At 74.7% G+C, this 12111-nt stretch carries 12 protein-coding genes; 4 read left to right on the top strand and 8 right to left on the bottom strand.

The features are described 5' to 3' along the window. The first annotated feature begins 29 nt into the window (after positions 1-29). Positions 30-335 (top strand): 4a-hydroxytetrahydrobiopterin dehydratase, encoded by a 306-nt coding sequence (locus tag LIX60_RS05575; RefSeq protein WP_043463935.1) that lies wholly within the window; start codon positions 30-32, stop codon positions 333-335. 199 nt (positions 336-534) lie between these two features. Here LIX60_RS05575 and LIX60_RS05570 read toward each other — a convergent pair whose 3' ends face one another. Continuing rightward, positions 535-1374 (bottom strand): anti-sigma factor domain-containing protein, encoded by an 840-nt coding sequence (locus LIX60_RS05570; RefSeq protein ID WP_227957462.1) that lies wholly within the window; start codon positions 1372-1374, stop codon positions 535-537. A gap of 245 nt (positions 1375-1619) precedes the next feature. After that, entirely contained in the window at positions 1620-2204 is a 585-nt protein-coding gene (locus tag LIX60_RS05560) for a sigma-70 family RNA polymerase sigma factor (protein ID WP_227957461.1), read from the bottom strand. A 611-nt stretch (positions 2205-2815) separates the two neighbouring features. On the opposite strand from LIX60_RS05560, the gene LIX60_RS05555 reads away from it, so the two are divergent. Both LIX60_RS05555 and LIX60_RS05550 read left to right on the top strand, forming a co-directional pair. After that, on the top strand, positions 2816-3250 hold the full coding sequence (locus LIX60_RS05555; protein ID WP_227957460.1) for a DUF1622 domain-containing protein: 435 nt from the start codon (positions 2816-2818) through the stop codon (positions 3248-3250). Further along, complete coding sequence (locus LIX60_RS05550; RefSeq protein ID WP_227957459.1) at positions 3247-3555, top strand: hypothetical protein; 309 nt, start codon at positions 3247-3249, stop codon at positions 3553-3555. The genes LIX60_RS05555 and LIX60_RS05550 overlap by 4 nt, the downstream gene beginning before the upstream one ends. Here LIX60_RS05550 and LIX60_RS05545 read toward each other — a convergent pair. From LIX60_RS05545 to LIX60_RS05520, 6 genes are all read right to left on the bottom strand, one after another. After that, positions 3536-4099, bottom strand: coding sequence for a DUF402 domain-containing protein (locus LIX60_RS05545; RefSeq protein WP_227957458.1), 564 nt, complete (start codon positions 4097-4099; stop codon positions 3536-3538). The genes LIX60_RS05550 and LIX60_RS05545 overlap by 20 nt on opposite strands. After that, entirely contained in the window at positions 4096-6003 is a 1908-nt protein-coding gene (locus LIX60_RS05540; RefSeq protein ID WP_227957457.1) for an ABC transporter ATP-binding protein, read from the bottom strand. Before LIX60_RS05540 ends, LIX60_RS05545 begins: the two co-directional genes overlap by 4 nt. A gap of 158 nt (positions 6004-6161) precedes the next feature. Continuing rightward, on the bottom strand, positions 6162-6995 hold the full coding sequence (locus LIX60_RS05535) for an aldo/keto reductase (RefSeq protein ID WP_308101095.1): 834 nt from the start codon (positions 6993-6995) through the stop codon (positions 6162-6164). 221 nt (positions 6996-7216) lie between these two features. Then, entirely contained in the window at positions 7217-9040 is a 1824-nt protein-coding gene (locus LIX60_RS05530) for a long-chain fatty acid--CoA ligase (protein ID WP_227957456.1), read from the bottom strand. A gap of 307 nt (positions 9041-9347) precedes the next feature. Then, positions 9348-10175 carry a formate dehydrogenase accessory sulfurtransferase FdhD gene (gene fdhD, locus LIX60_RS05525; protein ID WP_227957455.1) on the bottom strand — a complete coding sequence of 276 codons (828 nt, stop codon included), beginning with the start codon at positions 10173-10175 and terminating at the stop codon, positions 9348-9350. Between the two features lie 111 nt (positions 10176-10286). Continuing rightward, positions 10287-11291 (bottom strand): serine/threonine dehydratase, encoded by a 1005-nt coding sequence (locus LIX60_RS05520; protein WP_227957454.1) that lies wholly within the window; start codon positions 11289-11291, stop codon positions 10287-10289. Between the two features lie 320 nt (positions 11292-11611). On the opposite strand from LIX60_RS05520, the gene LIX60_RS05515 reads away from it, so the two are divergent. Further along, positions 11612-12049, top strand: coding sequence for a hypothetical protein (locus tag LIX60_RS05515; RefSeq protein WP_227957453.1), 438 nt, complete (start codon positions 11612-11614; stop codon positions 12047-12049). Positions 12050-12111 lie beyond the last annotated feature (62 nt).

Genomic DNA, 12111 nt, shown 5'->3' with positions numbered 1-12111 from the left:
CCGAGGCACGACCGACGGAGGGAAGAACCATGGCACCCCGACCGCTCTCGCCCCAGGAGATCCAGGACGCTCTCACGGAGCTGCCGGGCTGGACGTCCACCGGCGACCGCATCGAGCGCACGTACACCTTCGCCGGGCACCTGGCCGCGGCGGCGATCGTCACCGAGATCGCCCGGGTGCAGGAGAGCCTGAACCACCACGCCGATCTGACGCTGTCCTACGACAAGCTGAAGGTGTCGGTGAACACCCACAGCGTGGGCGGCAAGGTGACCGAACTGGACACCGAACTGGCCCACCGCATCGAGCAGATCGCGGTGGAACACCGCGTCGCCTGACGAGCCGGGACGCCGGCGGCCCCCGGCCCGGCCGGGCGGCCCCGGGCCCGCTCCGAGCCGTACCCCCCGACCGGGTCCCGGCCTCACACCCCGCGAAGCCGGTCAGCCGGGAGGGCCGTGCGGGGCGCGGCCGGGCAGTCCTCCGGGCCGGGCGCCCGGTCGCGGGGGTGCCCGGCCCTTCCCGGCGGCGGTCCCGGATTCACGCCGGGAGTTCCATCAGCCCCAGCGGCTCGGTGGTCGGCTGTGGCGAACCGCCCGCCGGTTCGACCGTGATGCCGACCCCGCCCGCCGCGCCGACCCGGCCCTCCATCAGCACCGCCCCCGCCGCGGCACGCGTGTCCGGCCCGGTCGTGAGGGGGAGCAGACCGGCGGAGCGCATCGTCCCGCCGTCGTCGAACCACAGCTGGTACACCTTGCCGCCCGCCGGCTCCGGCAGTCCCGAGGCGAGGAACGCCGCCCGGTCCTCGGAACGCGAGACGACGACCGTCCCGCTGGCGCCGTCACCCAGCGGGACCGAACCGGTCCGGGCGTCCGGCGCGGTCAGCACCCGGGCCAGCTCCCCGGAACGCCGCTCCGCCGCCCGCGCCTCGGCCCGGGCGTCCCGTGCCTCCTGCCGCTGCCACACCGCCACTCCGCCGAGCCCGCCGGCCAGGACGGCCAGACACGCCGCCAGGACGAAGTACGACCTTCCGCGCGTCCCGCGCCGTCCGGCGCCGCCCGCACCGGCACGGCCGCCACCGGGGCCGTTCCTCTCCGCTCCGCCGCCGCCGGGCCGGGCGGCGTGCGGCCGGGGGCCCTCCGGCCGGGGCCGGGGCACCCCCGGAGGGTCCTGCCGGACGGAGGCGATCCGGGCCAGCACCCGGTCCCGCATCTCCGGCGGCGGCTCCACCGACTCGGCCGAGCCGAGCCGGCCGGCGGTCGCGGACAGCTCCAGGACCTCCTGCTCGCAGGCCCCGCAGACCGCCAAGTGCCGCTCGAACCGGGCCCGTTCGTCCGCCGGCAGCGCGTGCAGGGCGTAGGCGCCGGTGAGGGTGTGCACATCGGAGCCGTCCCCGGCCCCGGGGCCGTCGTCCCGGCCGGGACCGCCGGACCCGCCGAATCCTCCGGGACCGGATGGGCCGTCGAACCCACCGGGGCCGGCAGGACCGCCGAACCCGCCCGGTCCGGCCGGTCCGCCGGGCAGCCCGCCGGGGCCGCCTCCGTCGGGGCCGTCGAACCAGCCGGTGCCGCCGCCCGGCCCGCCGTGTCCGGGCCTGCCGTGGTTCCCGCGCCCTCTGCGCCTGCTCACGCCGTCACCCCCAGGCAGTCGCGCAGCCGGATGAGCCCGTCGCGCAACCGTGTCTTCACGGTGCCCAGCGGGGCCCCCAGCAGTTCGGCGACCTCACGGTAGGTGAGGCCGCGGTAGTAGGCGAGCGTCACCGCGTGCCGCTGCAGCTCGGTCAGGCCGCGCAGGCAGCGCCGCACCTGCTCGCGCTCCAGCCGGGCCTCCACCTGCTCGGTCACCTCGTCGAACGCCGGGGTCCGGTCCAGCAGCGCCGCCCGGTGCTCCCGGTCGGAGCCGGCCTGCACCGACCGCACCCGGTCCACCGCGCGCCGGTGCGCGAGGGTCATCACCCAGGCCATGGCACTGCCCCGGTCCGGCCGGAAGCGGGCCGCGCCGCGCCATATCTCCACCAGCACCTCCTGGGTGACCTCCTCGGACTGCGCGGGGTCGCGCAGCACACGGCGCACCAGACCGTGCACCGGTCCGGCCACCATGTCGTACACCGCTCCGAACGCCTCCTGGTCGCCGCGCGCGACCCTGCCCAGCAGAGCCCCCAGATCGGGGCCGGGAGCCGATACCTCGCCCAAGAAGACGGCTTCTCTCACGCCGCGGCACCTCCGGCTCTCCGACGCCGGGACCCGGGTGGCGGCGGAGCGCCGTGCCCGGGCCGGCCGGTGCGGGCTGACCTCATGTCGTCCTCCAGGAAGCAGGGGGCGGCCGGCGGAAGAACCGGCCGTCGTGCCGTCGTGCACGGGGGACGGCCGGCCCCGAGGACCGGCCCACCCCGTATTCGGAGCCGTGCGCCGTACGGATGGGTCCGGGGGCGGGAGGCCTGCCGGAACGGCGGGATCGCGCGCCGCCCGGGCCGGCCCCCGGCGCCGCCCGGCCCGTCCGGGGAGCCGCCGAGGAGCCCCGGGCGGCCACCGGACATCCCGGACGGGGGCAGGGGTCTCATGACCCGGCACGAACACAGCACGCAGGACAGTACGCAGACGGACGGGGAAGCACTCGGTCCGGTGCCGAACAGAAGGCGGACGGGGAACGGAACCGCACTCCCCGGTCCTCGATCGGGCCGCGGAGCGGCCGCGCGGCCCGGGCGCGGGCGGCGCCCGCCGGGGGAGGGCGTGGCCGGGCGGCACCCGCTGTTCGGGTCGAAGAGGCGCCGGCGGGGCAGCCGCGGCGGTAGGACGTCCGGCCGGCGGGTAACCGCGTGGGCGTGATCCTTTCTGTTGAGCTTCTGCCGGAGTCATGGCTGCGCGATGCCGTCGGGCTGCTGGTCCGTCTCGTGGAGGCGGCCGGCGCCCTGATCATCTTCATCGGCGCCGTATGGGCCTTCGCCCGTTTCCTGACGGCTCTGGTCCGGGCCGGCGGGCGGGCCCGGGGGTTCAACAGGATCCGCCTGACCCTGGGCCGGTTCCTCGCGCTGGGGCTGGAGTTCCAGCTCGCCGGTGACGTGCTGCGCACGGCGGTGGCGCCCAGCTTCACCGAGATCGGGCAGCTCGCGGCGATCGCCGCCATCCGGACCGCGCTCAACTTCTTCCTCGCCCGGGAGATCGCCCATGAGCGCGCCGAACTCGAACGCGGGGACGACCCGCCCGTGGGCACGGAGAAGACCGGTCATCCGCGTGCCGCCGGGGAACCGGGGCGGTGAACTCCCTGCTGGAGACGGCCGCGCTGCTCGTCACCGCGGCCGGTCTGCTCTCCGCTCTCGCCACCCTCGCGGGCACCCGCCGGCCGCGTCTCGCCCTGCGGGTGCTGCTGGACTTCCTCACGGGCGCCGGCCTGCTGCGGCTGTCGCACGACCCCACCTGGGACGGCATCCTGCTGGTGGCCGCCCTGGTCGCGGTACGGAAGATCGCCGTGTTCGGCATGCTCCCCTCCGCGCTCCCGCCGCCGGCCGGGCGGGAGCGCGGAGCGCGGTCGGGTCCTGTCGGTCCTAACCGGTCAGCGCGGTGAACCCGTCGTGCCGGGCGAGCCGTTCGAGTTCGTCCAGGGCCGCCTCGGCGCGGGCCGCCGCGTCCGGGTCGCGTCCGGCGAGGCCGCTCGCGGCGAACTCGTCCTCGTCGAGGCGGAGGACGAGCCGGCCGTCGGCCGACCGCCACAGGTCGAGGTCGAGGTCCGCGACGACGAGGGTGCCGCCGTCCTCGTCCGTCACCCGCACGGGCCGCGTCACATCGCAGTACCAGCCCTTGAGGGTGCCGTCCGCCGCCCGGACCTCCTTGACGGCGTACCAGCGGTCGCGCCAGAAGTGCTCGGTGAACACGTCGCCGGGCTCGAACCGGACGAAGCCGAAGTCGCGCGCCGTGCCCCCCGCCCACGGCGCCCGCACCACGATCCGTGTCCCGTCGTCGCCGACCACGGCCGCCGGATAGCTCTTGTCCGGGCGGGGGGCCTTGACGAGCCGTACGGTGACCTCGGCGCCGGGCACCAGCCGTCCGCCGTCCGCGCCGTTCACCCCCGTGCCGTTCGACCCCGTGCCGTTGGATCCCGCGCCGTTCATGCCGTCCCCGCCGGGGTGAGGGCGTCCGGCTCCGCGCCGGGCTCGTCGAACTGGGTGCGGTACAGCTCCTCGTAGCGGCCGCCCCGGGCCAGCAGTTCCCCGTGGGTGCCGCGTTCGGCGATCCGCCCGTCCTCGACGACGAGGATCTCGTCCGCCGCCCGTACCGTCGACAGCCGGTGGGCGATCACCACGGCCGTCCGCCCGGACAGCGCCTCGCCGAGAGCCTCCTGCACCGCCGCCTCGGAGGTGGAGTCCAGATGCGCGGTGGCCTCGTCCAGGACGACCACCCGCTGCCGGGCCAGCAGCAGCCGGGCGATGGTCAGCCGCTGGCGCTCGCCGCCGGAGAGCCGGTAGCCGCGTTCGCCGACGATGGTGTCGAGGCCGTCGGGGAGTTCGGCGATCAGCCCGTCGAGCCGGGCCCGGCGCAGCACCTCCCACAGCTCCTCCTCCGTGGCCTCCGGGCGAGCCAGCAGCAGGTTGGCCCGCACCGACTCGTGGAAGAGGTGGCCGTCCTGGGTGACCAGGCCGACCGTCGCCCGCACCGACTCGGCCGTCAGCTCCCGGACGTCCGTGCCGGAGAGCCGGACCGCCCCGCTGTCCACGTCGTACAGCCGCGGCAGCAGTTGCGCGATGGTGGACTTGCCGGCGCCCGAGGAGCCGACGAGCGCGACCATGCGGCCGGGTTCGACGCGGAACGACACCTCGTGCAGCACCTCGGTGCCGCCCCGGGTGTCGAGCACGGCGACCTCCTCCAGGGAGGCCAGGGACACCTTGTCCGCCGGCGGGTAGCCGAAGGACACCCGGTCGAACTCCACGGACACCGGGCCCTCCGGTACGCGCACCGCGTCCGGCTTCTCCCCGATCAGCGGCTTCAGGTCCAGCACCTCGAAGACCCGCTCGAAGCTGACCATGGCGCTCATCACCTCGACCCGGGCCCCGGCCAGGGCGGTCAGCGGTGCGTAGAGCCGGGTGAGCAGCAGGGCCAGCGCGACGACGGCGCCCGGCTCCAGGCTGCCGCGCAGCGCGTAGAAGCCGCCGAGGCCGTAGACGAGGGCCAGGGCGAGGGCGGAGACCAGGGTCAGGGCGGTGATGAAGACCGTCTGCGTCATCGCGGTGCGGACGCCGATGTCGCGCACCCGCCGGGCGCGGGCGGCGAACTCGGCCGACTCCTCCGCGGGCCGCCCGAAGAGCTTCACGAGGGTCGCGCCGGGCGCGGAGAAGCGCTCCGTCATCTGGGTGGACATCTCGGAGTTGTAGCGCGCGGCCTCCCGCCGCAGCCGGGCCAGCCGGGCGCCCATCCGGCGCGCGGGCAGCACGAACACCGGCAGCAGGAGCAGCGCCAGCAGGGTGATCCGCCAGGAGAGGCTGACCATCACGACCAGGGTGAGCGCCAGCGTGACGAGGTTGCCGACGACCCCGGAGAGGGTGTCGCTGAACGCCCGCTGCGCGCCGATGACGTCGTTGTTGAGCCGGCTGACCAGGGCGCCGGTGCGGGTCCGGGTGAAGAAGGCGACGGGCATCCGCTGCACATGGTCGAAGACGGCGGTGCGCAGATCGAGGATGAGCCCCTCGCCGATGCCGGCGGAGAGCCGGCGGGCCAGCAGCCCGAGCCCGGCCTCGGCCACCGCGATGACGGCGATGAGCACGGCCAGCGAGGTGACGGTGGCCGCGGGTGCGCTCTTCACGATGGAGTCGACGACGCGCCCGGCGAGCACGGGGGTGGCGACGGCCAGGGCCGCCGTGACGACGCTCAGCAGCAGGAACCAGCTCAGCCGGGTGCGGTGGGGGCGGGCGAAGGCGCCGATGCGGCGGAGCGTCTCCCGCGAGAAGGGCCGCCCGTCGTCCTTGCGGGTGGCGTTCGCGGCATGGTGGAGCGAGGTCCACGCGGTGACTTCCATATCCATGGCCGCCACCGTAGGAGCTCAAGCGAACGTGAGGTCAACGCCTTTTTTACGGGGGCGGGCCGCCGCCGGCCGCGGACGCGGGGGTTCCGCCGGACGGCCGCCGCCCCGCGCCCCGGCGGGCCGGGGCGCGGGGGCGCGGGGGGCCGCCGGGCCGGGGATCAGCTGAAGTCGGCCGTGGCCGGGTCGGCGCCCAGACGCCGGGTGGAGTCCAGGGTGGCGAGCGCCGCCATGTCGTCCTCGCCCAGCTCGAACCCGAAGACGTCGAAGTTCTCCCTGATCCGGGCCGGGGTCGCGGACTTGGGGATCGCCACATTGCCGAGCTGCAGATGCCAGCGGAGCACGATCTGCGCGGGGGTGCGGTCGTGCCGCGCGGCGAGCCGGGCGATGACGGGATCGTCGAGCAGGCCCTTGCCCTGGCCGAGCGGGGACCACGCCTCGGTGGCGATGCCGTGCTCGGCGTGGAAGGCGCGGGAGCCGGCCTGCTGGAACCAGGGGTGCAGCTCGATCTGGTTGACGGCGGGCACGACGGACGTCTCGTCCAGCAGGCGGGTCAGATGCCCGGGCAGGAAGTTGGAGACGCCGATCGCCCGGGCGCGGCCGTCCTCCTTGATCTTCTCCAGGGCGCGGTAGGTCTCGACGTAGCGGTCGCGTTTCGGCAGCGGCCAGTGGATGAGGTACAGGTCCACGTAGTCCAGGCCGAGCTTCTCCAGCGAGGTGTCGAAGGCGCGCAGCGTGGCGTCGTAACCGTGGTCGCTGTTCCAGACCTTCGTGGTGACGAAGACGTCCTCGCGGGGGACGCCGGAGCGGGCGATGCCCGCGCCGGTGCCGGTCTCGTTGCCGTAGACGGCGGCGGTGTCGATGCTGCGGTAGCCCGCTTCCAGCGCGGCCGCCACGGCCGCGGCGGCCTCGTCGTCCGGGATCTGCCAGACGCCGAAGCCGAGTTGCGGCATGCGGGCACCGTTGTTGAGGGTGACTGTGGGGACGTGGCTCACAGGCGGTCGGTCCTTTGCGTCTCGTGCGGTCACTCGGAAGTCGTCGTGCGCGGTCACTCGGGAACCGCGGCACTCCCGCGGCTCCTGCCCCTGATCGGACGATCAATGACGGCCCGCGTATTCCGCGTTCCGGTAAGCGTATTCCGCGTGACACCGTTCCCGGGGGATGCCGGAGCCCGGCGGTTGCCTCCGTGGCCGGCGGTGCCGGCGGGGCCGCCCGTTCAGCCGCGGTACAGAGCCTCGACCTCGCCGGCGTACGCGGACTCGATGGCCTTGCGCTTGAGCTTCAGCGAGGGGGTGAGCAGCCCCTGCTCCTCGGAGAACTGGGCGGAGAGGATGCGGAAGGTGCGGATCGACTCGGCCTTGGACACCATGGTGTTGGCGGCTACGACCGCGCGGCGGATCTCCGTCTCCAGCTCCTTGTCCCGCACCAGCTCCGAGGCCTTGAGCCGCGGCTTGCCGCGCATCCGCAGCCAGTGGTCCACGGCCTCCGGGTCCAGGGTGACCAGCGCGGCGACATAGGGCCGGTCGTTGCCGACGACGATGCACTGGGCGACCAGCGGATGCAGCCGCACCCGCTCCTCCAGCGGGCCCGGGGAGACGCTCTTTCCGCTGGAGGTCACCAGGATCTCCTTCTTCCGCCCGGTGATGGTGAGATAGCCGTCCTCGTCGAGCGAGCCGAGGTCCCCGGTGGCCAGCCAGCCGTCGCGCAGGGTCTCGTGGGTGGCCTTGGGCTCGTTGAGGTAGCCGCCGAAGACGTTCCCGCCGCTCAGCCAGATCTCGCCGTCCTCCGCGATGTGCACCGAGGTGCCGGGGATGGGCAGGCCGACGGTGCCGTAGCGGGTGCGCTCCGGGGGGTTGGCGGTGGCGGCGGCGGTCGACTCGGTCAGTCCGTAGCCCTCGTAGACGGTGACGCCGGCGCCCGCGAAGAACAGTCCGAGCCGGCGTTCCATCGCCGAACCGCCCGACATGGCGTGCCGGATGCGGCCGCCCATGGCCGCGCGCAGCTTGCCGTAGACGAGCTTGTCGAAGAGCTGGTGCTGCATCCGCAGCCCGGGGCCGGGCCCGGAGCCGGCCCCGAAGGCCCGGTCCTCCAGCGCCTCGGCGTAGCGCACCGCCACCTCCACCGCCCGGTCGAAGGGCTTGACCCTGCCCTCGGCCTCCGCCTTCCGCCGGGCCGCGTGGAAGATCTTCTCGAAGACGTGCGGCACGGCGAGGACGAAGGTGGGCTGGAACACGGCCAGATCCGGGAGGAGTTCGCTCGCGGCGAGGTTCGGCTGGTGGCCGAGTTTGACGCCGTGGCGGACCGCCGCGACCTCCACCATCCGGCCGAAGACGTGGGAGATCGGCAGGAAGAGCAGGGTGGACGGCTCGTCACCGGGCCGGGAGTGGAAGACCGGCTCCCAGCGGGTGGCCATCGTGTCGGTCTCGAAGAGGAAGTTGGCGTGGGTCAGCACGCAGCCCTTGGGGCGGCCGGTGGTGCCCGAGGTGTAGATCACCGTGGCGGTCGAGTCAGGGGTCACGGCGCGCCGGTGGCGGTGCACCACATCGTCCTCGATGTGCGCCCCGGCGGCGGTGAGCTGCCCGACCGCGTCGGCGTTGAGCTGCCACAGCCGGCCCATCCGCGGCAGCCGGTCGATCACCGAGCCGACCGTCATGGCGTGGTCCTCGTGCTCGACGAGGCAGGCCGAGACGTCCGCGTCGTGGAGGATCCACAGGACCTGCTCGGCGGAGGAGGTCGGGTAGATCGGGATGGGCTGGGCGCCGATGCTCCACAGGGCGAAGTCGAAGAGGGTCCACTCGTAGCGGGTCCGGGACATGATGGCGACGCGGTCGGCGAAGCGGACGCCCTGGGCTATCAGTCCCTTGGCGAGCGCCATCACCTCGTCCCGGAACTCCGCCGCGGTCACGTCCCGCCACACGCCGTCCGACTTGCGGCCCAGGACGACCTTGTCCGGCTCCCGGGCGGCGCGGTCGAAGACGGCGTCGGCCAGGCCGCCGGCCCGGGGCGCCGCCGTGACAGCGGGGGTGGAGATGTCGCGCAACGCATCGCTCCTCGGAACTTCGCACAGCGCGGTGACGGTACCCGATGGATCCTGATCGGCGTGAGGTTCGCACCGCAACCGTAGAGTGCGGTAAATGTGCAGGTCAGGTGGGGAAATGGCGGAGCGGGGCGCTGACCTCGGCCGATACCTGACCGGGGAGTCAGTTCGCCTTTCACCGTCTCCACGCGATCCCCGCCGGACGGGCACCGGTGCTTCACGGGGCGCCGCCGCACGGGGAGTCCGCCCCGGCGGGGGCGCGGCGCTCCCGGCGGCGCTCCGTGCCCGGTCCGGAGCCGGCCCCGGCTTCTCACACCGTGACGCGCTCCGCGCCCGCGTAGACGTTCATCGACGCGCCGCGGAGGAAGCCGACGAGGGTCAGCCCGGCCTCATCGGCGAGGTCCACCGCGAGCGAGGACGGCGCGGAGACGGCCGCCAGGACCGGGATTCCGGCCATCACCGCCTTCTGCGCCAGCTCGAACGAGGCCCGCCCGGAGACCAGCAGCACGCACCGCGACAGCGGCAGCCGCCCGTCCTGCAGCGCCCGCCCCACCAGCTTGTCGACCGCGTTGTGCCGGCCGACGTCCTCCCGCAGGTCCAGCAACTCGCCCTCGGGCGAGAACAGTCCGGCCGCGTGCAGCCCGCCCGTCCGGTCGAACACCCGCTGGGCGGCGCGCAGCCGCTCCGGCAGCCCGGCCAGCACCCCGGGCGTGACGCGGACCGGCGGCTCGTCGGCGATCGCCCAGCGGGCCGTGGTACGCACGGCGTCGAGGCTGGCCTTGCCGCAGAGCCCGCAGGAGGAGGTCGTGTAGACGTTGCGCTCCAGGGTGATGGAGGGCACCGGCACCCCCGGGGCGAGCCGGACGTCCACCACGTTGTACGTGTTGCCCCCGTCGGCCGTGGCCCCGGCGCAGTAGGCGATGCCGGTCAGCTCCTCCGCCCGCCCCAGAACGCCCTCGCTCACCAGGAACCCGGCGGCGAGCGCGAAGTCGTCACCGGGGGTGCGCATGGTGATCGCGAGCGGCTTGCCGCCCAGCCGGATCTCCAGGGGCTCCTCCGCGACGAGCGTGTCCGGACGCGTGCTCACCGCGCCGTCCCGGATCCGTACGACCCGCCGCCGCTCGGTGACCCGGCCCATGTGCTGTCTCCCGCCTGCGTGTCCGTCCCGACGGCCACCGTATGCCCCGGATCGGCGGCGCCGCGCACGGGACGGGACGGCTGATCCCCGCCGCGGCCGGTTCCGGGGGCGTCAGTCCCGGTCCACCAGGTCGCCCGGATCGGTGTTGGCCCCGCACAGCACCACGACGACGTTCTCCCCGGGGGAGGGCCGGTACCCGTACGGCTCGCCGGCCGTCAGGGCCGCGAGGGCGCTCGCGGCGCCGGTCTCCACCACCAGCCGCCGGTCCTCCCACAGCGCCCGGCGGGCCCGGACGATCTCCGCGTCCGGCACCAGCACCGACCGCGCGTCGCCGCCGAGCGCCGCCGACAGCGCCATCTCGGAGGTGCGGGGGGCGCCCAGGGAGTCGGCGGCGACCGAGTCCACGGTGACGTCCACGATCCGGCCCGCCTCCACGGCGGCGTTGAGCGCCCGGCAGTGCTCGGGTTCGACGGCGACGGTCCGCAGGCCGTGCCGGCCGGCGGCGGTGGCCACTCCGGCGAAGAGCCCGCCGCCGCCGACGGCGACCACGACGGTGTCCGCCTCGGGAACCCGCTGCCGGATCTCCTCCGCCAGCGTCCCCGCCCCGGCCGCGATCAGCGGATGGTCGTAGGCGTGGGAGCGCAGCGCGCCGCTGGAGGCCGCGAACTCCTCGCAGGCGGCGAGCGCCTCCGCGTAGGAAGAGCCGGTCAGCCGCACCTCGGCGCCGTAACCGCGCAGCCGTTCGACCTTGACCTCCGGGGCGGTGGCCGGGAGGAAGACCGTCGCCCGCGCCCCGCACCGCCGGGCGGCCCAGGCACAGGCCAGCCCGGCGTTGCCACCGGAGGCGATGGTCACCCCGGCGGCCGGGAGGGTCCCGGCGTCGCGGTGGGCGGCGACGAAGTTCCAGGCGCCGCGCGCCTTGTAGGAACCGGTGTGCTGCAGCTGCTCCAGCGCCAGCCACAGCCGGTACGGCTCCGGCCCCTCCTGCTCCGGGCCCGTTCCGCCGCGGGCGGTGAGGACGCCGCCCGGCTCGACGGGGACCACGCTCACCGGCCGGACGTGCCCGGCGGTCCGGCCGGCGGCCGCTTTCACCTCGGCGGGGTCGAGACGCTGCAACGGGCTGCTCCCTGCTGTGACTGGTGTGACTGCTGTGACGGCGGACGGGACGGCCGGGACGGCCGGGACGGGACGGCCACCCGGAGTGGACACCGCCCATTCTGCGGAGGGCGGCCCCCTCGGCACAGCGGATTCCCGGGCCGTGACGGGTGAGCACCGTCACCCCCGTCACCGCCGCCCGCCTCCGGCGGGCCCCGCCTCCGGATGCGGGGCGGAGACGCCTCTGCCTAGCCTGAAGGAGGCGCGGCCCATCCCGCCGGCGGCCCGCCGGCCCGGGCGCCGCGCCGCCGCGCAACGCGGCTCATGTCCTGGAGGCAGTCATGAACCAGGCTTCACACACCACGGCGAGTGCTCACCGGTCCTCGACCCGCAGCACCACGGGACCCGGCGGGACCGCCGTCTTCGCGGGCGCCGTCCTGCTGATCGCCGGGGTCCTCGGCGTCCTGCAGGGGATCGCCGCCATCGCCAACGACGACGTCTTCGCCGAGGTCGGCGACTACGTCTTCGAAGTCGACCTGACCGGCTGGGGCTGGCTCCACCTGGTGCTCGGCGCCCTGGTCGCGTTCACCGGTTACGGCGTCGTGCAGGGAGCGTCCTGGGCGCGCTATACCGCCATCGTGCTGGTCGCGCTCCATCTGGTCGCCAACTTCCTCTGGCTGCCGTACTACCCGGTCTGGGCGATCGTCATGATCGGGATCGACCTGGTCGTCCTGTGGGCGCTGAGCGTCTGGACGCCGGAGGGCCGGCTCGCACCCTGAGACTCGCACCTGCGACTCACACCCGAGACTCGCACCCCGAGAAGGGGCGCCGCGACCGCCGG

The organism is Streptomyces sp. S07_1.15 (genome assembly GCF_020739505.1).
Lineage (GTDB): Bacteria > Actinomycetota > Actinomycetes > Streptomycetales > Streptomycetaceae > Streptomyces > Streptomyces xinghaiensis.
The sequence above is the reverse complement of the archived record's forward strand: the minus strand, read 5'-3'. Positions and strand labels throughout refer to the sequence as shown.